The following is a 23,492-nucleotide window of genomic DNA, read 5'->3' as shown; positions in this document are numbered from 1 at the left end:
CGAATAGACGGAGTTGCTGCAAAGTGGAAAATAATCAGGCAATAACCATTGTCACTCCCACATACAATGCTGCAAAAGACATTGAAGCCTGCATTCTGAGTGTAGCCAATCAGACATACCCTCATAAAGAGCATCTGATAGTTGATGGTCTGTCTTCAGATGGAACGTTGGATATCGTAAAGAAGTACTCAGCAGAATATCCGCACATAAAATTCATTTCCGAGAAAGATAATGGCATCTATGATGCCATGAATAAAAGTATTGATATCGCTGCCGGAGAATGGATCTATTTTTTGGGTGCCGATGATGTTCTTTTTGATGAAACAGTGTTGGCAGGCATTTTTGATACTCCATATATCGGTCCTTTTGAAATAGTTTATGGAAATGTTCTTTGGGGTGATACTGGCACAATATATGATGGAAAGTTTTCTTTGCTCAAATTAATGGACAAAAATATATGTCATCAGGCAATATTTTACACAAAAGCTTTGTTCAATAAAGTAGGCAACTTTGATTTAAACTACAGGACCTGGGCCGATTATCTTTTTAACATAAAATGTTTTTCTTCTGATGAGATCAGAATAAAATATATCGATCGTATAGTTGCTAAATACGGAACACATGGGGTCTCTTCTCAAATGAACGATCCTGATTTTATGAGAGAGAAGGCTTCTATTTTAAAGGCAAACTTTCCCGAAGAGTACATCCATATAAAAGAAAGTCTGTCAGGCCTGCAGCAACAATTGATGGAGTGCGACCGACAGCTGGCAGAGCGGAACTGGAAGCTGGTAGAGCAGGGCAAAAAGTTGGCAGAGCAGGACAAATTACTGAACGAATTAAACCAGCAGCTGGCCGCAACATATTTGATGCTGGACCAGAAGCAAACTTTAATCAATGCCATAAAAACTTCCCTGAGCTGGAAAGTAACAGCACCATTTAGATTTGTAATGTCTCTTTTTAAATCGTTACTTCAATTTAGGTCAAATAGGTAAAGGGAAAAAACTTTCAAAGATGATCAAGTTAGATATTGAAACAAGATTGCCAACGCAGGTCCGGCTCAAAAACAGGAACAGATATCTTATCGAAGGCTGGATTTATGGGAAAGCCAGGATTAAAAATTTATTTGTTCTTGTCGAGAATAAGAGATTTGAGGCAGATAATATTGAAATTTTCAGATCAGACGTAATCACGAAGCATTATTATCAGGACTCAGAGTGTTATTCAGCATTTTCAGGCTTCTCTGTTCCAGTCATACTAGATCCTGTGTCTAGGAATGAAATAAAGGATGTTGTTCTGCAAGCAACTTTTAAAAATGGTGAAAACTTTACTCATCATCTGGGAACAATCGAATTAAGCCCATGGAAAGAAAAAAATCTTGAAATAAAATTGCCCGATTCCGTTAGTGCAGACCGCTTATTAGTTATTTGCATGGCAAGCTATAACCCGAAGCAATCACTATTTCAGAGACAAGTGGAAAGCATTATTGCGCAAGATTACCAAAACTGGATATGCATAGTATGTGATGATAATTCTAAAGAAGATATTAAATTAGAAATGCGAAGGCTGCTTTCTCAAGACCCGCGTTTTATTTTTATAGAACATTCTAAAAATGTAGGTTTTTATAATAATTTTGAACGCTGCCTGGAAGCAGTGCCTAATAATGCTAAATATGTTGCTCTTGCTGACCAAGATGACTACTGGTATCCGAATAAGCTGTCTAAATGCATTGACAAAATTAATGGTAAAATTCAACTTGCCTATTGTGACATGAAAATAGTTGGTGAAAACGGCACAATAATCTCTGACACTTATTGGAAAAACAGAACCAACTATTACGGGTGTGAAGATATTGATTTGCTGGCAATCGCTAATACAGTTACTGGCGCTGCCTCTGTGTTTAGGGCTTCTTTGTTAGAAAATATTCTGCCTTTCCCCCCCCGGTATGGTGCTGTATATCACGACCAATGGATAGCAGTACTTGCCTTGATGAATGGCGGTATTGCTTATGTGGACTTGCCTCTTTACGATTACATGCAATCTGATTCCAACATAATTGGTCATTATGATTTCCCTAACATATCATTGTCCGATTTCTTCGATAAACATTTCTTTAATGACAATTACATGGCCAATATCAAGCCATTGCCGCTTACGAAGAAAGCCCGAGCTCTTTTTTCATACACGATCAGATGGTCTCACAATTTCTATTTCTTCCCGTACCGGGAGGGAAAGTTCATGACGACCATCATTAATACTGCTCGCTTGCGGGTGCCCAATAACCCTCTGGAGCCATTGTTAATGAGATCCAGGACCTTTTGGGGCTTGATCAAGATGCGGCACAAGGTAAATACACAAAGAAAATCTGCTAACAACAATGAGCTGTCGTTACTGATTGCAAATATTGTCAATAAAATTTACGCATGTTGTCTTCCATTTTTGCGGCCACTTTTATCTCGATGGCTTGCCAAACAGCAAAACTTTTTGAGTGCAGTGAATAATATTGACCCATGGGTACTGGAGTTCAAAAGAAAATTTTCGGATAGACGATTTGCAGTAGTCGATAAACTGCAGCAAATCAACGTTTTGCTGCCAAGCCTGGATCCTGCGAATTTTTTTGGCGGTTATATAGGTATGTTTAATTTTGCAAAAAAATTTGCTGAAGCAGGATATTCTGTGCGCATCGTCATCACCGACCAGGACAAGATATGTAGTGCAAACCTGGATAAGATAAAAACTCACGACCAAAGCCTTAACCAGTTTTTATCAAAGGTCGAATTTGTTGCCTGTTACGATTCCGAGCAGATTCTTTCTATTTCTGATGATGACATTTTCGTCGCTACCTCATGGTGGACAGCACATATTGCACATGAGGCTGCTTTGCACACTCGTTATCGTAAATTTATCTATTTGGAACAAGATTACGAACCTATTTTTTACGAACACGGCGCCTACCGTGTTTTGGCGGAAATGAGTTACAAATTTGATTTCTACCCAGTTTTTTCTACTCAATTATTACAAGACTTTTTCATTGAGTCACGAATTTCACCGCATAATGAAGCAGGCGCTTATTTCAATAATCCTGTACTCAAATTCGATCTTGATGGCATGGATCTGAGACGTGACAGCAAAGGTAAAAAGAAATTGCTCTTTTATGGTCGTCCTCAGCCATATAATTCCAGAAACCTTTATCCCATTGGATGTCTGGCCATTGACAGAGCTGGAGAACTGGGACACTTTCAGGAAGATGAATGGGAAGTTATAGCAATCGGGGGAGATGTCGGTGAACAGATACTTCCCAGTGGAATCAAGATAAAACACATTGGTAAATTTGATCTGGAAAAATATCGCGATATATTACCCCAACATGATCTAGGGCTTGCTCTTATGGATTCACCTCACCCGAGCTTGTTGCCGATTGAAATGGCTTCAGCAGGGCTGTTTGTGGTTACTAATACCTATGGCATCAAAAACAAGGAGTTTTTTTCCCATATATCAGAAAATATCATGGCTGTACCGCCAGATCATGAATCTTTGGCTCAGGCCTTGATCAGCGCTGCGGAGAGAGTTGGCGATTTAGAACAACGCCTAGCAGGAAGCAAGGTAAATTGGCCCCATGAGTGGAATGATGCTCTGTCGCTGGATATCATAGAAAAAGCGGTTACTGCAATAAAGAATGGATAAGTCGTATACGATTCTCGGAAATTTCAGTTAGGACGTTCATGAGCGATGCCACACCAGATATTTCTATAATAATACCAACGAAAAATGCTGGTGCTCGCCTGGAACGAGTACTGGCCTCGATTTTTCGGCAGAAAAGCCAATATCTCTATGATGTAATTGCAATAGACTCCGGCTCGACTGACGGGACTCTCGAAACATTGAGAAAGTATCCTGTTGCTGTTACCCAGATAGCTGCGGAACAATTTAGCCATTCCAGAACGAGGAACTATGGCGCCTCCTTATCAACGGCAAGGAAGTATTATGTTTTTTTGAACCAGGATGCCATTCCTACTGATGAACACTGGCTTGATAACCTGGTTTATAGTATGGGACTAGAAGCGGAATTGAAGGCAGTATGTGCTGCCGAACTTGATGAAAACGCACAAGTGTTCAATGTTGCCGGTGTCGCTGCTTTTCTCTTCAAAAATTCCCTTGTTAAAGGCATTTACATCATAGAACCTTTTCTGGAGCGCAACTGGTCCGGCCTTCCCAAATACCGATTCCGACAAATGTTTCCTTTTACAACGGTGTGTGCAATATTCAATAAAGAGCACTTTAACCGTTATCCTTTTGATGAAAATACGGGATGGGGAGAAGATCTTCATTGGGCTGTCCATAATTCCAGGAGGGGATATAAGTCCGCATGTTCCAATTTTGCTCAGGTTTATCATAATCATGACTATACGGATGAAGAATTGAAGGATATTGTAAAGAGGTCGAATCTCCTGTTTGAGAATTTGTTTGGTGTTGCGTTCAATGATCAAAGTGCTCAGATGATGAGTGGTTACTGCTCGATGACCATTCCCGACTGGGCAGATTCAATACTTCAGATCCAGCAATCTGCGTTATGGAAAATACTCAGGCCACTGTTGCCTGTTTACAAAATATTACGAAAGGGACGACTCACAGGTTCATGATGAAATTCTTGATCCTCGGCGGTAACGGCTTCATCGGCTCACACTTGGTAGACAGGCTCCTTGCAGCGGGCCATAAGGTGCGGGTCTTCGACAAATATGAGGAGCACTACCGCAAGCCCATTGCCGGTGTTGACTACCGCTTCGGCGACTTCGGCAACCGGGGGCTTTTGGCTGATGCCCTGGTGGGGGTGAATACTGTCTTTCACCTTATCAGCACCACCCTGCCAAAAACCTCCAATGACGATCCGGCCTTCGATATCCAGTCCAATGTGGTTGAAACAATCTTCCTTCTGGAACAGTGTATCGTCCGGAATATCAAGGTCATCTTTGTCTCTTCCGGTGGTACCGTCTATGGCAAGCCGTTAACCCTGCCCATTGCCGAAAACAGTCCTACCGACCCCGAATGCTCCTACGGCATCACAAAGCTAATGATCGAGAAGTACCTGGCGCTTTTCAAGCTCCTTCATAATCTCGACTATACCATTGTCCGTCCATCCAACCCTTATGGCAGCAGGCAAAATCCCAATGGCATCCAGGGAGCAATCTCGGTATTTCTCGGTAAGGTGGCCCGAAATGAGCCAATCGAAATCTGGGGGGACGGGGAGGTCGTCCGGGACTATGTTTACATAGAGGATTTGGCTGAGGGTATCTATCGAGCAGCCACGAAACCTACTGAATCTCGGATATTCAACCTGGGCAGCGGTACGGGCTACTCCCTGAATGAAATTGTCGAGACGATTCGAACAGTGACAGGCCGAGAGGTGCAGGTAGAGTACAAGCCAAAAAGAACCTTCGATGTGCCGCGCATCTACCTGGACATTGCCCGAGCGAGGACAGAGCTGGATTGGGCTCCGGTTGTTTCACTGCCGGCTGGGATAGCGAAGACCTGGGAGTTTGTCATGGGGTTGCAGGTAATATGACCAGAGCCAGCGAGTGAGAGTACTTCTTACCATCCACCAGTTTCTGCCGGATTTTTCAGCCGGCACCGAAATCCTGACCCTGGAAACAGCGCGGGAGCTGAGGCGCCTTGGTCATGATGTGGCGATATTCACCGGCTATCCCGGCAGCAGAGAGCTGAAGGACGACCAACGCTTCGATCGCTATAGCTACGACGGCTTTCCCGTGGAGCGGTTCCACCATGCCTACGTTCCAATGGGACCTGTGGATAACGTGATCGAGGCGGAATATAATAATCCCTTTTTCGCTGCTCATTTTCGGGGCTTTCTGCAGTGCTGGAAACCGGACATGGTTCACTTCTTCCACCTGCAGCGGCTTTCCGCATCGGCAATCGCTGTTTGCCACGATCTCGGTATTCCGACAGCACTAACCCCCACTGATTTCTGGCCGGTCTGCTTTACTAATCAACTGCGGCTGCCCGATGGGCGGCTCTGTGAAGGCCCAGATTGTCTTGGGGGCAATTGTATTCGCCATGTGGCAGCACTATCGCCAGGGAAAGCCATTCGGCAAGTTGCCGCCTTACTACCGGATTGGGCGGCACGGCAAGCTGCTCGCCTCTCTACCTGCTCTCACCTCAAGAATCTTGCTCCATTCCGCCACGTGAAGGCGCTGGCCGGGCGTGCAGCTTTCATGGTGCAGCAATTGAACAAGATTGACAGGGTTTTAGCTCCCACCAGGATGATGGAGCGCACCTTAACTAGTTTCGGATTGCAACCGGAAAAGGTGATCTTCTGTTCTTTCGGCATTGATCTGAAGCCTTTTCAGAATCGTGAAAAGGTAGAGGGGAAAGGTCCGCTGCGTATTGGTTACATCGGCACCCTCTCTGAACCAAAAGGAGTCCACGTGCTGATACAGGCGGTGCGGGCGCTGCCGGAGACGGAGCCTGTCGAGTTGAAGATTTACGGCAGAGACAAAGACTTCCCCGCATACGCAGCAACAATTAGATCCTCTGCTGATGGCGACCGACGTATTCATTTTTGCGGCACTTTTCCAAACAATCAGATTGGAACTATCTTTGCTGATCTGGATGTGCTGGTCGTCCCGTCTCTTTGGTACGAGAATACACCACTGGTGATTTATTCGGCCCATGCTGCGGGTTGTCCTGTCATTGCAACCAACCTGGGGGGGATGGCGGAAGTCGTTCATCATGGACAGGATGGACTTCTATTTGAATCAGGTGATGCGGGTGCCCTAGCCGAGCTGCTCAAACAGGTGTGTCATGACAGGAAGCTTCTCCGGCGCCTAACAGATAATGTGCAGAAACCAAAGAGCATCGAGGAGTATGTGCAGGAGCTTTTGTGTGTTTACATACAAATGACGGGAAGCATTCCCGCTGGTAATAGTGGCACGGCATGAGCGCTGTTGACCTCCTCCTGGCAACATTCAACGGCGAGCACTACCTCGGTGAACAGCTGGTTTCCCTCTTTGCCCAGACCTGCCAGGACTGGCGAATGATTATCAGCGATGACGGTTCGACCGATGATACCCGTGCCATCATTGAATCCTGCCAGACTGCACATGGCAACGTTACTTCTCTTTCCTCAACCGACACGACCCTCGGTCCCTGCGGTAACTTCGCTCGACTTTTGCAACACTCCACTGCTGACTATGTTATGTTTTGCGACCAAGACGACGTCTGGTTGCCGCGGAAAATTGAGAAGACCCTGGCCAAGATGGGGGAAATGGAGGCTCATTACGGCAAGGAGATGCCGCTCCTTGTTCACAGTGACCTGAAGGTTGTTGACTGCGCATTGCAGCCTCTGGCGCCGTCATTTTGGCGCTATCATGGAACAAATCCCGATGCGATTGCGTTTAATCGCTTGCTGGTGCAGAATGTGGCGACGGGCTGCACTGTCATGATCAATAAACCCCTGCGCGAACTGGCTTTGCCGATCCCAGCCGAGGCACGCATGCATGACTGGTGGCTGTGCCTTGTGGCGGCGGCTTTCGGCAGGATAGGGTATGTAAATGAGCCGACCGTGCTCTATCGTCAGCACGGCAGGAATGACAGCGGCGCCAAGCCAACAGGCTTCGGTGTCGCTCTGGATAAGATCCTTAACCCATCCACACTGATCAGCCGGGATGATTTTGACCTGCAGTTGCAGCGGCAGGCGGCGGTATTCCTCCAAAGGTTTGGCGATCGGCTCCCTCCTCAACAACGGGAACTCCTTGGGATTTACTCTCGTCTCAGGGAACAAGGAAGGCTGAAAGAAGCATATCGTCGCCTGAAGTATGGCTTTCTCTATTCCAACTGGCTGATGAATATGCGTATGCTGCTACTGCGCTGAGTTTCTTTTCATCAGGTACTGGTTTATTTCCGTTTCAGCTTATGCTGCAGGGTCCTATGAGCAAATTATTCTTTTGCCGCCTCCAAAACTGGGCTGTCCTTAATCTGTCACCGCGCCATCGCCTTCGGATGCGTGCCAGATATTCATTGGTTAATTGCTATTTATCTGGGCACGGACTAGAGATAGGGGCGCTGCATCTTCCGCTTCCCTTGCCCGTTGGTGCTCAGGTCCGCTATGTGGACTGCATGGACCAGGCGACACTTCGCAACGCCTATCCGGAACTGGCATTTGTTCCCTTCGTACCAGTAGATATTGTCGACGATGGGGAGGTCCTTGCTTCCATTGGCGATGGGGCTGCGGGTTTTGTTGTCGCCAATCATGTGATCGAGCATTGTCAAAACCCTTTACAGACCTTAGAAAACTGGCTCCGCGCCGTTTCCCGCGGCAACATACTTTTCCTGACTGTTCCCGAAATGACTATGACGTTTGACCGAAGCAGGCGGCTGACCTCGATCGATCACCTGATCAAAGATTATTGTGCCGGGCCTGGCTGGTCCAAGGCCGAACACTTCGAGGAGATTTACGGGGCGAATCAACGGGGGCAAGACGAGGAATTGCCTATTTCTGAATCGGCGAGTCACCCTCACTATCACGTCTGGACGATGGCGTCTTTCGCAGAAACGTTGGCCGTGGCACGTGAAGATCTTGGTCTGCCATTTGTGGTCGAAGAGATGCGCCGCCTAGACGCAGAATTTGCCGCTGTTCTGAGAAAAACGGAGTGAGCGGTGAAAGAGGCTTTGCACGACATACTGGCGGTGGTGGTGCTGTACCGCCGGGACTTGACAAATAGCGAGACCTTTACTTCACTTTCCCGGGCTCTCCAGCGCCTGGATAGTTGTCTTGATCTCTTCGTTTACGATAACAGCCCCAACCGCTTAGGACGGGCGCCGATAGGCCGCTCCGGTATGTGGAATATCCACTACCGCCATGACCCGACCAATCCCGGCGTCAGCAGGGCTTACAACGAAGGTTGCAAACTGGCCCGGCAGCTTGGCAAGAACTGGCTTCTTCTGCTGGACCAGGATACGGCATTTCCCGACACTGCCCTTGATGTCTATTGCAAGGCAAAGGAAGAACACCCTGATGCAGAGGTATTCGTTCCGGTGCTGCAGGGGGATGGCATGATCTGCTCCCCTTGTCGCTACGTTGCCCGGACTGGGTTCCCCTTAGCCCATATTGCCCCTGGCTGGCACAGCTTCAAGGGCAAGGCTGTGGTTAACAGTGGCATGCTGGTAAGTGCGGATCTCTTTGAACGCTGTGGCGGCTTCGATGAGCGGATCAGGCTGGATTTTGCCGATTTCGCCTTCAACAAGCGGCTGAGGCGCCATATTGATGGCTTTTACGTGCTCCCTTTCCAGTGCAGCCATGGTTTTTCCGGGAGGGAAAGGTTGTCTTGTGCCGCTGCCCTGCAGCGTTTCGAGTTGTTCTGCGAAGGGGCGAGGAACTCCATTGATGGTTATGCCGATGCTGTCCTCTACCGGTTGGTGATGCTGAAGCGCTGTTTCAGATTGACGGTGCAATTCCGTTCTCTTGCATTCCTGTCACTCTACAGGAATGCTTTCAAGGATTAGGGGTCCAGTAGTGCTGTATGCCTGAAGAAAACGGCAAAATCTCCGTCTGCATGGCGACACACAACGGCGAGCGGTTTATCAGCCGCCAGCTGGAGACGATTCTTTATCAGTTGGGGCCGGAGGATGAGCTGATCATCTCCGATGATTCGTCCACTGACAGCACGGTCGCCATAATCAAAGTGCTCAGCGATCCAAGGATACGCCTGTCGGAGAGCAACACCTTTTACAATGCAACCTTCAATTTCGAGCATGCCCTGGAACAGGCGACCGGCGATATCATCGTTCTTGCGGACCAGGACGATGTCTGGATTGACAACAAGATTGCGCTGATACGGGAGACGTTCGACCGGCAGCTAAAGCGGCCGTATTTGATCGCCCTTGACGGCTATGTGGTTGACGAGGCGGAAAATATCACCCACGATTCCATTTTCCAGGTAATCAACGCAGGGCGGGGCTTCTGGAAAAATATCTACAACAACCGCTATATGGGGTGCTGCCTGGCCTTTTCCCGGGACCTGCTGGCGGTGGCGCTCCCCTTTCCCCGCCGCATCCCCATGCACGACATGTGGCTGGGGCAGTTGTGCGAGCTGGTGGGGGAGACGGAATTCGTGCCGGTAAAGACAATCATGTACCGGAGACATGGTGCCAGTCAGACCGAATTCGTTATCCGCTTTAAACCCCTTGTCCAGATCAGCCGCCGCTTCTGGCTTGCCTGGCATCTTTTGCTGAGGTGGCGCATGAGATCTGCAACGGTGAAAGACAGATGAAACCGCGCGCTTCCATCATCATCGTCAACTGGAACGGCATCGAGCATCTGCCTTCCTGTCTGGACAGCCTTGCGGCCCAGAGCTTTCGGGACTTCGAGGTTATCCTGGTGGACAACGGTTCCACCGACGGCTCGTCTGCGCTGCTAAGGGATCGCTATCCATGGGTGAAGCTCGTGGAACTGGCTGAAAATACGGGCTTTGCAACGGGGAACAATATCGGTCTTACCCATGCGTCGGGCGATTATATCGTCACGCTCAATAACGATACCTTCGCGGCTACCGATTGGCTTGCCACCATCGTTGCCGTTGCCGACGGCTATCCGGAAGCGGGAATGGTCGGCAGCCGGATCTGTTCATATGATGAACCGGACATGGTGGACTCCATCGGTGTAGGCATCTGCCGTGACGGCATGTCGCGGGGCAGGTTCCGCAGGCAAAGGTTTTCCAGCTTGGGCATGGCCGATGTGGAGGAGATTCTCCTTCCCAGCGCCTGCGTTGCCCTTTACCGACGGGCCATGCTGGAGGAAACCGGGTTTTTCGATGACGATTTCTTTGCCTATGCCGAGGATACGGATCTGGGGCTCCGTTGCCGGCTTGCCGGCTGGAAGGCCCTTTTGGCTACCCGCGCCGTCGTCTATCATAAATATTCCATGACCGGCGGCTTCTTTTCTCCCTTGAAGCTCTACCTGGTGGAACGGAACCATTACTGGGCGGCGCTGAAGACCTTTCCCCCGGGCATGCTGCTGCTGGTTCCATTTTTCACCCTGATCAGGTATGTTGAACAGGGACGGTCCATTCTGTCCGGCCACGGCTCCGGTGGAGAGTTTCTTGCCAGCGGCTCCCGGTGGGCTCTTATTGCAGCTCTGCTCAAGGGCCAGTGGCACGCTGTGCTCGGGGTGCCGCGGATGCTTCGGAAGCGCCGCTCGATCATGGGGAAAAGAAAGATAGGCAGCAGGGATATATCTCGCCTCTTGCAGCAATACCGGCTGACATTCCGGGAGCTTTTGGACAGGGGGTAACTGGCTGCCGAAAAGCTATACATTAACGGCTATTCGTGATAAGAGTCCGCATGGGCAAGAATGCCGAATATTTTTTCCATGGAAGACTTGAGATGACTGAAAAAATTTATGATTTCTTCTGCCGGCCGAGAAGGCACGCCAGCCTGTGGCATATGGCGATCATCCTCATTCTCGGCACCGTTGCTTACGCGAACACCTTTGGCGCCCAGTTCAATTTTGACGATATTTCAGCTATTCTGGGCAATCCGGTGGTGCGGAGCACCGATCTCCTGGCCGATCCCCTGGTGGTCAAGGGGATGCGGGCGGTGGGAGATCTGACCTTTGCCCTCAACTACAAGCTCGGCATGCTGCTTCAGGGCAACGGTTTTGCGGTTCAGGGCTATCATTACGTCAACCTGATCATTCATCTCATTAATGCCCTGCTCGTCTATCTCCTGGTTTTCCTGACCCTTGCTTCTCCCGTCTTTCCCGCTGACGAAACCGGGCGCAAATGGTCCGTTGCCTTCCTTGCCGCGCTTCTTTTCGTGGCCCATCCGCTCCAGACCCAGGCTGTCACCTATATCGTCCAACGTTACACCTCCCTGGCAACCCTCTTCTACCTTGCTTCGCTGCTTTCGTACGTGGGGGCCCGCCGCTTGTGGGGAAAAGGGGGGAAGAAAGCCGTTGCCGCCTTCTGTGTGGCTGTCTCGATCATTGCGGCAATCCTGGCCATGCGTACCAAGGAAATCACCTTCACCCTGCCGTTCATGGTGCTTCTCTACGAATTTTTCTTCTTCAGGGGGAAGCTGCGCAAAAGGATGCTGCTCGTCGTGGCGTGTCTCGCTGCTGCTGCGGTCGTTCCCATCAGTCTGATAGCGGTCACGGGTGGACGAATCTGGAGCAGAATCGATGCCCTGACCCGGGTGCAGACTGATATGCCACGCGCCGATTATCTCTTTACCCAATTCCGGGTGATCGTCGGCTATCTCAGGCTGCTGTTCTTCCCTGCCGGGCAGAACCTGGACCATGACGTCCCGGTATACCATTCGTTTTTCCAACTGCCGGTTGCCGTATCTTTCCTGCTGCTTGCGGCGATTTTCGCCTGCGGCGTCTATTGCGCCTGCCTGAGCAGAAATCCCGGGCCAGAGCTTACAGGTGCGGGGGGCGAAGTGAACTATGCAAGCCATCCATCGCCGTTTACCGTTTTTTACCGCCTCATCGCCTTCGGTATCTTCTGGTTTTTCCTGGCGCTATCTGTGGAATCGAGCGTTATTCCCATCGTCGATGTCATGTTTGAACATCGGGTCTATCTGCCATCGGTCGGATTTTTCATAGCCGTTGCTGCATTGGTGGTTTTGGCCATGGAACGGCTGTCCATGGGGAGCAAAAAGGCTGCCGGTGCGGTTCTGGTAGTGGCGCTGCTGATTCCGGCGGTCCTTGCGGCGATCACCTTCAATCGCAACCGGGTCTGGACTGACGAGATGACCCTCTGGCAGGATGTTGTCGCCAAATCACCGGATAAATCCCGGGCCTGGAACAACCTGGCCTATGCCTATCTCAAGCAGCGTCAGCCGAAGAAAGCGATCCCGGCTCTGATTACCTCTATCAACCTTTCTCCGGGCCATCCCGATGCCTGGAACAATATCGGTATGGCTTTGACCCAGCTGGGGACCTATGCCGGGCGCTACAGCCCGACCTATGAATTATTCGACATAAGTTCCGGGATCAACTCCGTCTATCAGAGCGAGTGGTTTGCCCTTGCCTATAACAACCTGGGGCTCGCCTACGATTCCTTGGGGGAGAATGCCCAGGCAATGGACAGCTTCAGGAAATCCATCGACATGAATCCGCGCCTGGCTGAAGCCCGCTTCAATCTGGCACTTGCCTGCACTGCCGCGGGGGACCGGGCGGGGCTGGCTGAGCAGTACAATGTGCTTAAGACGCTTAATCCGCAGTTGGCTGAGAAATTGCGTATTACCACTGGTGGTGCTCGCTGACAGTTATTTCACGGTTTTTGCCACAGATGGAGTTCGATTGTCGTGACGTTTGAAAAAATCCAGCTTTATTCGCTGATCTTCAGCGTGGTGACCTTCGCCTTCATCTTCAGCCTAGTGCAGAAGCGGCGGATCAAGGAGGAATATTCCCTTCTTTGGTTCGCCATGAGCATGTTCTTCATTTACCTTTCCCTGGACAAGCAATCCATCGACCGCTTTGGCGACCTGTTCGGCATTGCCTACAAGCCGAGCGTCCTCATGCTGTTTACCACCGGTTTTATCTTCCTGGTGCTCGTACATTTTACCGTGGTCATTACCAGGCTTTCGGAACAAAACATCGAGCTGATCCAGGAAATGGGACTTGCCCATCTTCGCGCAATCTGCGCAGTGGGGATGTCGCAGCCAAAGCAAGATACGGTACTGGTTATCGTCCCTGCTTTTAACGAGGAAGCAAATATCGCCGGTGTCATTGCGGAGTTGAAGAGCTGCAATGTGGATCTGGATATCCTGGTGATCAACGATGGCTCAACGGACAATACCTCGGCCGTTGCTGCCGGGACCGGGCAGGCGCTGGTGCTCGATCTGCCGAAAAATCTTGGCATAGGCGGCGCCGTACGGACCGGATTCAAGTTTGCCAGCCGTCAGGGCTATCAGACAGCCATTCAGTTCGACGGTGACGGACAGCATATAGCGGCGGAAATCCACAAACTGCTGACACCCCTCAAGGAGTACCGGGCCCACATGGTGATCGGCTCCCGGTTTCTGGGTAACCACGACGGATTCAGATCAACCTTCATCCGCAGGATAGGCATCAAAGTCTTTCAGATAGTGAATTCGCTGCTTATCGGACAACTGATCACCGACAATACCTCCGGGTTCCGCGCCTACGACCGCAAGGCCATTGAGTTCCTCGCCCGCTGGTATCCCGTCGATTACCCTGAGCCGGAAGCGGTTATTCTACTGGGCCGGAATGGTTTAATGATTACTGAGAAGCCGGTGCTGATGCGTGAGCGCCGTGACGGCAGTTCTTCCATTGCCGGGGTGATATCAGTTTATTACATGCTCAAGGTGCTGCTGGCCGTGTTGATGACTGCCCTGCGCAAGCCGGTCATCCATGGCAGGGATTGCTGAAGAAATCTCTGACCATTAAAATTTTATATTGCCCATTCGGCCCCTTTGCTGTATGTTCATCTCATGAACGATGAAGAAAAAAGCCTCGACAGCTACCGTGCCCTGCGGCTCATGGCGGAAATCGCCACAGAAGAGCCGATCTCCCAGCGGGAGCTGTCCCACCGCCTAGGCATCGCCCTTGGGCTCGTCAACTCCTACCTGAAAAATCTTGTTGCCAAAGGTTTCGTCAGGGTCAAGAACTTTCCGAGGAATCGGTACGCCTACCTGCTTACCCCCCAGGGAATTGCCGAGAAAAGCCGCCTCGCCTACCAGCATCTGGGATATTTTTCCAGCCTTTACACAATTGCCCGTCAGGACTACCTGGCATTGTTCAGGAGCCTTCATGGCCAGGGGATCAGGAGCGTCGCCTTTTGCGGCGTCGATGAGGTGGCTGAGATCGCCTATCTTTCCCTGCGGGAGATTGGGCTCGAATTGGCGGCCGTCATGGATGACGATGCAGCCGGAAAGATATTTTTCGACAAACAGGTGGCGACGCTGGCCATGGGACTTTTGTCGGGCAATCACCGGATAGTCATCACCTCCATAAAAAAAGGTGCAGCGCTGCGGCAGGAGCTGCTTCGGCTAGGGGCGGAGCCGGCATTGATTTTAATGAGCGGCGGAGGGGCGCATGACGACCTGAAGGAGCCGGTCAACCCCAAGCATGCGAAGGATCAAGGAGCGAGACAATGAAAGTGGTTATTCTGGCAGGAGGACTCGGCACACGGCTAAGCGAGGAAACGTCACTGCGGCCGAAGCCCATGGTGGAAATCGGCGGCAAGCCGATTCTCTGGCATATCATGAAGATCTATTCCCATTACGGCTTCAATGACTTTATCATTTGTCTCGGCTTTAAGGGGTACATGATCAAGGAGTACTTCTCCAACTATTTTCTCCATATGAGCGATGTCACCTTCGATATGTGCAATAACAGCATGGAGGTGCACCAGCAATACGCCGAGCCCTGGCGGGTGACTTTGGTGGACACGGGGGCGGAAACCATGACTGGCGGGCGGGTGAAACGGGTGGCACCATACGTGGGGGATGAAACCTTCATGCTCACCTACGGCGATGGCGTGGCTAATGTGGATATCGCGCGACTGGTTGCTTTCCATCAGCAGCATGGCCAATTGGCGACCGTCACTTCAACCCAGCCGTCAGGGCGTTTCGGGGCGCTTTCCTTCGGCACCGGAGACCGGGTGACCTCGTTCATGGAAAAGCCTGCCGGGGACGGCAACTGGATCAATGGCGGTTTCTTCGTTCTGGAGCCTAAAATTATCGACTACATACCAGGCGACGCAACCTTATTCGAACGTGAGCCTTTAGAAGGTCTGGCCCGCGATGGCGAGCTGTTTGCCTATAAACACGAAGGGTTTTGGCAACCGATGGACACCCTGCGGGATAAACATTACCTGGAAGAACTCTGGAATAGCGGTAAAGCGCCATGGAAGCTCTGGTGAGTGGCGAGATGGAGACGGTGATGGTGGCTGCGGATTTCTGGCGCGGAAAAAGTGTTTTTGTCTCAGGACATACCGGATTCAAAGGTGCTTGGCTCTGCCTCTGGCTGCACAGTCTGGGGGCGCGGGTAACCGGCTATGCGCTGAAGCCTCCCACTAACCCCAGCCTCTTTGAACTGGCGCAGGTTGGGGAATTGATGGCTTCGGTTGTTGCCGATGTGCGGGACTTGGCACGGTTGCAGGCGGAAATGACCAAGGCCTCGCCGGAAATCGTCATTCACATGGCCGCACAGCCGTTGGTCCGCGATTCGTATAAGATACCTGTGGAGACTTATGCGGTCAACGTCATGGGGACCGTTCATTTGCTGGAAGCGGTACGCAATTGCCCGAGCGTACGCGCGGTGGTGAACGTCACCACCGACAAGTGTTACGAAAACAAGGAATGGGCCTGGGGCTATCGGGAAAACGAGCCGATGGGGGGGTATGACCCCTATTCCAACAGCAAGGGATGCTCGGAGCTGGTTACGGCAGCCTATCGCAACTCCTACTTCGTCAATCAGAAATGCAACAATACCACTGCGTTGCGGCATAGTGCAGCCGTTGCCACGGCCCGTGCCGGCAATGTCATCGGAGGGGGCGACTGGGCAAACGACCGGCTTATTCCGGATGTGATCCGCTCCATTCTTGCAGGTAAGCCGGTTAAAATCCGCAACCCCCATGCCATTCGTCCATGGCAGCATGTGCTGGAGCCCCTTTCCGGGTACCTCCTGCTGGCTGAGAAGCTCCATGCGGTGGGGCCACACTTTGCGGAAGGATGGAATTTCGGCCCACGTGATGAGGATGCCAGACCTGTGGAATGGCTGGTGCAGAGGCTCTGCAACAGTTGGGGGCAAGGCGCCAGATATGTGCTGGATGAGGGTGAGCATCCCCACGAGGCACACTACCTGAAGCTGGATTGTTCCAAAGCCAAGGCTGAACTGGGATGGAGGCCCCGCTGGAATCTGGAACGCACCCTGGACAGCATCGTCGAGTGGACGCGCGGCTACTTGGAAAAAAGAGACCTACGGGAAGTTTGTCTGCAGCAGATTGAGGAATACGTAAAGGTTGCGGGGAAACCTGACGCACCTTAAGGAAAGGATAGAGTGTGGAAGAGGGAAAGAAAAAGGAAAAAATTCTGCGTGAGCAAGTGATTCAGGCTGCAATCAAATACTACGAATTCAAACACAAGGACAGCCGACAATTTTTCCCCGGCAACCGCATTCCCTATGCCGGGCGTGTTTTCGACGAAAGAGAAATTGTCAACCTCATAGACTCGTCTCTCGACTTCTGGCTGACCACGGGCAGATATGCCGAAAGATTCGAACGCGAATTTGCCGAGTTTCTCGGCATTCAGCATTGTTCCCTGACCAATTCCGGTTCCTCCGCAAACCTGCTGGCATTGATGGCATTGACCTCGCCAAAGCTCGGAGAAAGAAGGTTGAAACCGGGCGATGAGATAATCACTGTTGCCGCCGGCTTTCCCACAACCGTTGCCCCCGCTGTTCAATATGGTGCAGTCCCTGTCTTCGTGGATGTGGAACTTCCCACCTACAACATTGATTGCACACAGCTGGAGCAGGCACTGTCTGTGAATTCCAAGGGAGTGATGGTCGCCCACACTCTTGGAAATCCCTTTGATCTCCAATCGGTCAGGTCTTTCTGCGACAGGCATAACCTCTGGCTCATCGAGGATAACTGCGATGCCTTGGGCTCCCGTTATTTGTATAACGGCGAATGGCGTTATACGGGAACGATCGGCCACCTCGGCACTTCGAGTTTTTATCCACCACATCACATGACCATGGGGGAAGGAGGGGCCGTCTATACCAACGACACTACCCTGAAAAGGCTGGTCGAATCCTTCCGTGATTGGGGGAGGGACTGCTGGTGCCCGTCGGGGCGGGACAATACCTGCGGCAACCGCTTTACCCAGCAGTTCGGTGAACTCCCCCACGGCTACGATCACAAGTATGTCTACTCCCATTTCGGCTACAACCTGAAGGTGACCGACATGCAGGCGGCCATCGGCTGTGCTCAGCTGGATAAGCTCAATGGCTTTATTGCGGCGAGGAAGAAAAATTGGACTCAGTTGCGGGAAAACCTGGCAGAGCTGGCGGATCTCTTCATCCTTCCCGAGGCGACGGTAAACTCTGACCCTTCTTGGTTCGGATTCCTGCTTACGGTAAGGGAACAAGCTGGTTTTACCCGGGAGGAGATCGTCAATCACCTGGAGATGAAAGGCATTCAGACCCGAATGCTCTTTGCCGGCAACCTCATAAAACACCCCTGTTTCGATGGGATGCGTCGCAGCGGTAAGGGATACCGGGCCGTCGGCAGTCTGGAGAATACCGACAGGATAATGCACGACACCTTCTGGGTCGGTGTCTATCCCGGAATGAGCGGGGATATGATTGGTTATATGAGCGATACGATCCGGGATTACTGTACCAAATGAAGATATTGATTACCGGTGCTACTGGCTTCCTGGGAAGCCGTCTTCTGTGGGCGCTTCACCATGAGGGGCATGATCTGACCATTCTGAAAAGGAGCTGTTCCGACACTCGCCGGATTCACGACATCCTCTCCCAGATCAAGGTCTACGATTTGGACACATGCGACTTTGAGCAGATTTTCACAACGACGGGTACCTTTGACACCATAATTCATACCGCCACCTGTTACGGCCGGACCGGTGAGTCTGCAGCAGACATGCTCGATGCCAACGTCCTTTTCCCGCTCAAGCTGCTGCAGGCTGTCTCCTCATCCTGCACAACTACTTTTCTGAATACCGATTCCAGCCTGGCACCGAATCTGAATTTTTATGCCCTGTCGAAAAAGCAATTCAGAGATTGGGGCGAGATGTTCGCGAAACGCGGAAGCATCCGCTTTATCAACATCAAGCTGGAGCATTTCTTCGGCGCCGGTGATGACGACAGCAAGTTTATCACCCATATCATCAGAAGCTGCCTGCAGAATATTCCCGATTTGCAGCTGACGCCGGGGGAGCAGCGACGGGATTTTATTCACATTGACGATGTCTGCTCCGCCTATCTGCTGTTGCTGCGAAAAGCAATCGACGGTGGGGAAAGTTTCCTGGAGTACGAGCTCGGCTCGGGCAATGCCGTTACCATACGTGAGATAGTCGAGACGATCCATCGCTTGATCGGCTCCAAGACCACCCTCAATTTCGGAGGTGTTCCCTACAGGGAAAATGAGGTAATGGAGTCGAGGGCCGATGTTTCCGCTCTTGCTGCACTGGGCTGGTCTCCCAAGATACGCCTGCCGGACGGCATCCGGCAGACCATCGAACTGGAGAGGACCAACAATTCGCTCTGAAAGGAAAGACTGAATGAAACTGTTGATTACCGGTGGCTGCGGATTTCTCGGGAGTAACCTGGCAGCTCACGCCATTGGTCGTGGGGATGACCTGGTGGTGTTCGACAACCTCTACCGGGCGGGTTCCGTCGATAACCTGACCTGGCTGAAGGGGCAGGGAAGTTTCCGTCACGTGCACGGCGATATCCGCAATGTGAACGACATTGCCCGGCTGATTCGGGAATTTTGCCCGGATGCCGTATTCCATCTGGCGGGGCAGGTGGCAATGACCACCTCCATCGCCAATCCCCGCATGGACTTTGAAGTGAACGCCATGGGGAGCCACAACCTGCTGGAGGCGGTCCGCCTGTACTGCCCGGAGGCGGCGGTCCTTTACTCGTCAACCAACAAGGTCTACGGCGACTTGGAGCAGTACGGGTATGACGAGACCCCGACCCGCTATGTCTGTACCGACCGGTCGCGCGGTTTCGACGAGACTACCCCTTTGGAGTTCCATTCGCCATACGGGTGCTCAAAGGGAGCCGCAGACCAATATATGCTTGACTACGCACGCATCTTCGGACTCAAAACGGTGGTATTTCGCCATTCATCCATGTACGGCGGCAGGCAGTTCGCCACCTATGACCAGGGGTGGGTCGGCTGGTTCTGCCAGAAAGCGGTCGAAAGCAAAAGAGGCGCTCTTGACGAGCCGTTCACTATTTCCGGTAATGGAAAGCAGGTGCGGGACCTGTTGCACGCCGACGATATGATCGCTCTTTATTTCAAAGCCTTGGGAGCTATCGAAACCGCTCAAGGGCAGGTTTTCAATATAGGCGGTGGCATCGACAACAGTCTCTCTTTGCTTGAGCTTTTTTCCTTGTTGGAGGAACTGCTTGATGTGAAGCTGAATTATACCAGGCTGCCACCACGGGAAAGTGACCAGCGCCTCTTCGTGGCAGATGTTGCCAAGGCAACAAGACTTTTAGGGTGGACACCAAAGGTTTCGTCGCGGGATGGGGTGAAGCGGATGGTCGAATGGGTTGGTGGAATATCGGGAATTAAAGGCTAGAGGCCCTTTGAGAAAAATCCCGACACATATGCTGGTTGCCGGTAGTGCGTGGGCCGGCCGCCTAACAAGTGCAGCCGCAGGGCTCATCACGATTCGGTTGCTGACCGAGGGCCTCGGCACGGAACACTATGCTGTTTATGCCATCCTGAGCGGGCTCCAGGGATGGTACATGCTGTCTGATATGGGCGTGGGAGTAAGCCTGCAAAACCATATATCGGAGCGCCGGGCCAAGGATAAGAGTTATGATGATTTTATTTGGGCTGCGGCGTTGATTGCCCTATTTTTGGTCTTTTCCAGTATTGTGCTGCTCCATTTTATGGGCACCTATCTTGCTCCGAGAATATTGGGCAGTTTTCCTTTCCTTTCTACAGAAGAAAAAATACACTACTTTTTCGTTGTGGGGGCGCTGTCAATTCTGATGGGAATCGGCAGCATCGTCTACAGGATCTGGTACGCAGAGCAAAAAGGATACTTGGCAAATATTATTCCTGCTGTAGGTGCCTTATTAACACTTGCAAGCATATGGATAGTTGTACATACGCAATTGACTGCGACACAAAGGCTTTACTGGAGCTTGATCGCTTCTTTTGTGCCGATAGCCGGACTACCGGTAATCGCTTTGATTGGGAAAGCTGCTGGATGTGCCGGAAGACGGTCCTTCACCCGTGAGCTGTTGCATCACTTGGTCAAGCGAGCTTTCAAGTTCTGGTTTTTCGGACTCATGGCCGCCGGGGTCCTGCAGATTGATTATCTGCTGATGTCACAGTACCTCAAACCAAATGAGATTGTTATCTACAACCTCGGTACTAAGGTCTTCAATATCGCATTTTTTATTTACGCTGCGCTGCTCGCAGCCGTCTGGCCAGTATGTGCGGAGGCCATTGCCCGAAATGAGTGGGGCAGGGTCAGAAAATACGTTAGAGATTACAATATAGCCGGCATTTGTTTCATTTGCCTTGTGACGGGGGGGATGATGTGGATGATGCCCTGGCTGGTGAAACTTCTTGCACCGAGGCAGCACCTGGCCATTCCTACTCTTTTCACGTTAACCTTGGGGGCGTATTTTGCCATTCGTGTCTGGAGCGACACCTATGCCATGGCACTCCAGAGCATGAGTTTCCTGAGGCCTTTATGGGTTATCGTGCCGCTGCAGGCGGCGCTGAACATTATTCTGCAATTGGCCCTGATTCCACGGTACGGCATATATGGTGTTGTCTTTGGGTTAATCTGCTCATTCGCCTTGACTGTGGCATGGACGCTTCCCAAAACCCTCCATGCTCGATTTAGAGAAAATTCCAGGTCAGACATGTGAAATTGCTTCCATGGTATGTCAGGCTCAGATCACTCATGTTAACAAGAAAGTGAACAACGCTAATGCCTAGAGTAAGTATTGTTATACCTGCCTTTAATCGTGAATTATATATAACTGATTGTCTATCATCTGCTTTAAACCAGACCTTTAGTGATATTGAAGTGATAATAGTAGACAATTGCAGTACAGATAACACTTTGAATATCTGTCAGCAAATTGCACGGAAAGATAGCAGGGTAAAAATTTATAAAAATGATAAGAATATAGGCCCGGTAAGAAATTGGATAAAAGCTATTGATCTGGCAACAGCTGATATTGTTAAAATTTTATGGTCTGATGATATGATATCTGAAACCTTTATCGAGAAAACTTATCCTATACTATTGGAAAATTCAGACGTTGGCTTTGTGTTGACAGCTGCTATAGTTTTTGATGAAGACAACAAGACAAAGGAACTTGCCTACGTCATTGGGAAGCCGGGATTCCATTCTATGCAAACTTATGTGGAAGGTGTTTTGTTAGGTAATAACTGGCCGTACTCTCCGGGTTGTGCAATATTCAGAAAAACAGATCTCAAGAAAAATCTGCTGCTGAACATTCCCAATAAAATAGGTAGTGATTTTAGCATGCACGCAGTTGGAAATGACCTGACGATATTTTTGCTCACGTCACTTGACTATGAAAAGTTTTACTTCATCGATGAACCACTGTCTCAATTCAGATCCCATAGCGATTCGATTTCAACTTCTTCTAAATATGAGAAATTGATCCTTTTGTATCATATGGCAAAAGCTTTTTTTATCGAGAACTATGTGCGAGATGCAAAATTGATAAAAAAGTTCAACTCATTACTGGCTCTGAATATTAATAGATTCCCAAATAACGAAATCGGTATTAGATGCATAAAAGATTTTTATTTTAATCCAGTAAATGTTGAAATAAATAAGTCATATTACTACATAAGCATGATAAAAAAGCTTTACCTCCCTGCGATTCTTAAAAAAATGAAAGTAGTGTGAACAAATCCAATCAGTACTAATTATGCGATCATTCCTATGTTGAAAATTTTTGTAATTACAGTCGTATTTAACGGAGCTGCTGATATTGAGAAAACTATAAGAAGTGTAATCAATATGAGTGGTGACATTGATTATATTGTTATTGATGGTGGTTCCACCGATGGCACCGTAGATATAATAAAAAAATATCAAGATAGGATGATTTGCTGGATAAGCGAAAAGGACAATGGCATTTACGACGCGATGAACAAGGGCTGGGCTATCGCCCCGGACGACAGCTATGTGCTGTTCCTCGGGGCTGGTGACACACTACTTTCTCTGCCGCAGGAACCGAATCTTTCCAATGCTGACGTCATCTATGGTCGCGTGCGAATTGGCAGTGAGCGCATATGTAGCTCGACCATCGACTTCAAGCTTCGTTTTTGCAACACATTACACCATCAGGCATTGTTGGTTAGAAAAGCTATCAGTCCACAGCCTCCTTTTGATACTGACTTCCGTATTTATGCCGATTTCGACTTTAACCAGAGACTCTATCTGAAGGGTGCCCGTTTTGCCTTTTCGGAGACCTTTTGGGCGACGGCACTACCAGGGGGAGTCAGCGATCGGGTGAACTACACAGAATATTATAAAGTCGTTCGGAAAAATTTTGGTATCTTTGCCGCATTACAGGTGTTTATTCTTGAACCGTCGCTACGAATTTACAAATTCTTCCAGAAACGAGTCTTTAACCGATGACCGCTCTGTCGGCATTGCACATGCATATGCTGATCGCTGCGGTCATTTGCCTAACTGTTAGATGGTGAGACATATGGCGTTTTCCACATGCATTGAGGGGGGGC

Annotated in this window: 21 protein-coding genes; all 21 read left to right on the top strand. The window is 50.2% G+C overall.

The window, feature by feature from the left end; translation table 11 throughout:
* Positions 1-23 precede the first annotated feature (23 nt).
* Complete coding sequence (locus ML541_RS03430; protein WP_243370851.1) at positions 24-992, top strand: glycosyltransferase; 969 nt, start codon at positions 24-26, stop codon at positions 990-992.
* A gap of 19 nt (positions 993-1,011) precedes the next feature.
* Positions 1,012-3,681 carry a glycosyltransferase gene (locus ML541_RS03425; RefSeq protein ID WP_243370849.1) on the top strand — a complete coding sequence of 890 codons (2,670 nt, stop codon included), beginning with the start codon at positions 1,012-1,014 and terminating at the stop codon, positions 3,679-3,681.
* Between the two features lie 38 nt (positions 3,682-3,719).
* Positions 3,720-4,637, top strand: coding sequence for a glycosyltransferase family A protein (locus ML541_RS03420; RefSeq protein ID WP_243370846.1), 918 nt, complete (start codon positions 3,720-3,722; stop codon positions 4,635-4,637).
* Positions 4,634-5,557, top strand: a complete 924-nt coding sequence (locus tag ML541_RS03415) for an NAD-dependent epimerase/dehydratase family protein (protein ID WP_243370841.1) — start codon at positions 4,634-4,636, stop codon at positions 5,555-5,557. The genes ML541_RS03420 and ML541_RS03415 overlap by 4 nt, the downstream gene beginning before the upstream one ends.
* Before the next feature lie 13 nt (positions 5,558-5,570).
* Complete coding sequence (locus ML541_RS03410; RefSeq protein WP_243370839.1) at positions 5,571-6,950, top strand: glycosyltransferase family 4 protein; 1,380 nt, start codon at positions 5,571-5,573, stop codon at positions 6,948-6,950.
* Positions 6,947-7,882 carry a glycosyltransferase family 2 protein gene (locus tag ML541_RS03405; RefSeq protein ID WP_243370836.1) on the top strand — a complete coding sequence of 312 codons (936 nt, stop codon included), beginning with the start codon at positions 6,947-6,949 and terminating at the stop codon, positions 7,880-7,882. Before ML541_RS03410 ends, ML541_RS03405 begins: the two co-directional genes overlap by 4 nt.
* A 245-nt stretch (positions 7,883-8,127) precedes the next feature.
* On the top strand, positions 8,128-8,664 hold the full coding sequence (locus tag ML541_RS03400; protein WP_243370835.1) for a hypothetical protein: 537 nt from the start codon (positions 8,128-8,130) through the stop codon (positions 8,662-8,664).
* A 3-nt stretch (positions 8,665-8,667) separates the two neighbouring features.
* Positions 8,668-9,513 carry a glycosyltransferase gene (locus ML541_RS03395; protein ID WP_243370833.1) on the top strand — a complete coding sequence of 282 codons (846 nt, stop codon included), beginning with the start codon at positions 8,668-8,670 and terminating at the stop codon, positions 9,511-9,513.
* A 17-nt stretch (positions 9,514-9,530) separates the two neighbouring features.
* Positions 9,531-10,280 (top strand): glycosyltransferase family 2 protein, encoded by a 750-nt coding sequence (locus ML541_RS03390; RefSeq protein WP_243370831.1) that lies wholly within the window; start codon positions 9,531-9,533, stop codon positions 10,278-10,280.
* Positions 10,277-11,299, top strand: a complete 1,023-nt coding sequence (locus ML541_RS03385) for a glycosyltransferase family 2 protein (protein ID WP_243370829.1) — start codon at positions 10,277-10,279, stop codon at positions 11,297-11,299. The genes ML541_RS03390 and ML541_RS03385 overlap by 4 nt, the downstream gene beginning before the upstream one ends.
* 92 nt (positions 11,300-11,391) lie before the next feature.
* Complete coding sequence (locus tag ML541_RS03380; protein WP_243370827.1) at positions 11,392-13,275, top strand: tetratricopeptide repeat protein; 1,884 nt, start codon at positions 11,392-11,394, stop codon at positions 13,273-13,275.
* A gap of 42 nt (positions 13,276-13,317) precedes the next feature.
* The gene (locus ML541_RS03375; protein ID WP_243370824.1) at positions 13,318-14,403 is read left to right on the top strand and encodes a DUF2304 family protein; all 1,086 of its coding nucleotides are present in this window, start codon (positions 13,318-13,320) and stop codon (positions 14,401-14,403) included.
* Between the two features lie 63 nt (positions 14,404-14,466).
* Positions 14,467-15,132 carry a winged helix-turn-helix transcriptional regulator gene (locus ML541_RS03370; protein ID WP_243370821.1) on the top strand — a complete coding sequence of 222 codons (666 nt, stop codon included), beginning with the start codon at positions 14,467-14,469 and terminating at the stop codon, positions 15,130-15,132.
* Complete coding sequence (gene rfbF, locus ML541_RS03365; RefSeq protein WP_243370818.1) at positions 15,129-15,899, top strand: glucose-1-phosphate cytidylyltransferase; 771 nt, start codon at positions 15,129-15,131, stop codon at positions 15,897-15,899. The genes ML541_RS03370 and rfbF overlap by 4 nt, the downstream gene beginning before the upstream one ends.
* On the top strand, positions 15,884-17,026 hold the full coding sequence (rfbG, locus tag ML541_RS03360) for a CDP-glucose 4,6-dehydratase (protein WP_243370815.1): 1,143 nt from the start codon (positions 15,884-15,886) through the stop codon (positions 17,024-17,026). Before rfbF ends, rfbG begins: the two co-directional genes overlap by 16 nt.
* Positions 17,027-17,040: 14 nt before the next feature.
* Positions 17,041-18,390 carry a lipopolysaccharide biosynthesis protein RfbH gene (gene rfbH / locus ML541_RS03355; protein WP_243370812.1) on the top strand — a complete coding sequence of 450 codons (1,350 nt, stop codon included), beginning with the start codon at positions 17,041-17,043 and terminating at the stop codon, positions 18,388-18,390.
* Complete coding sequence (locus ML541_RS03350) at positions 18,387-19,271, top strand: NAD(P)-dependent oxidoreductase (RefSeq protein WP_243370809.1); 885 nt, start codon at positions 18,387-18,389, stop codon at positions 19,269-19,271. Before rfbH ends, ML541_RS03350 begins: the two co-directional genes overlap by 4 nt.
* A 13-nt stretch (positions 19,272-19,284) precedes the next feature.
* The gene (locus ML541_RS03345) at positions 19,285-20,319 is read left to right on the top strand and encodes a GDP-mannose 4,6-dehydratase (protein WP_243370806.1); all 1,035 of its coding nucleotides are present in this window, start codon (positions 19,285-19,287) and stop codon (positions 20,317-20,319) included.
* 7 nt (positions 20,320-20,326) lie between these two features.
* Positions 20,327-21,631 carry an MATE family efflux transporter gene (locus ML541_RS03340; protein ID WP_243370803.1) on the top strand — a complete coding sequence of 435 codons (1,305 nt, stop codon included), beginning with the start codon at positions 20,327-20,329 and terminating at the stop codon, positions 21,629-21,631.
* 62 nt (positions 21,632-21,693) lie between these two features.
* A complete protein-coding gene (locus tag ML541_RS03335) occupies positions 21,694-22,650 on the top strand; it encodes a glycosyltransferase family 2 protein (protein WP_243370800.1) in 957 nt (318 codons plus the stop codon).
* A gap of 36 nt (positions 22,651-22,686) precedes the next feature.
* Positions 22,687-23,388, top strand: coding sequence for a glycosyltransferase family 2 protein (locus tag ML541_RS03330; protein ID WP_243370798.1), 702 nt, complete (start codon positions 22,687-22,689; stop codon positions 23,386-23,388).
* Positions 23,389-23,492 lie beyond the last annotated feature (104 nt).

Source organism: Geotalea sp. SG265, from assembly GCF_022808985.1.
Lineage (GTDB): Bacteria > Desulfobacterota > Desulfuromonadia > Geobacterales > Geobacteraceae > Geotalea.
This window is presented reverse-complemented; position numbering and strand designations above follow the sequence as displayed.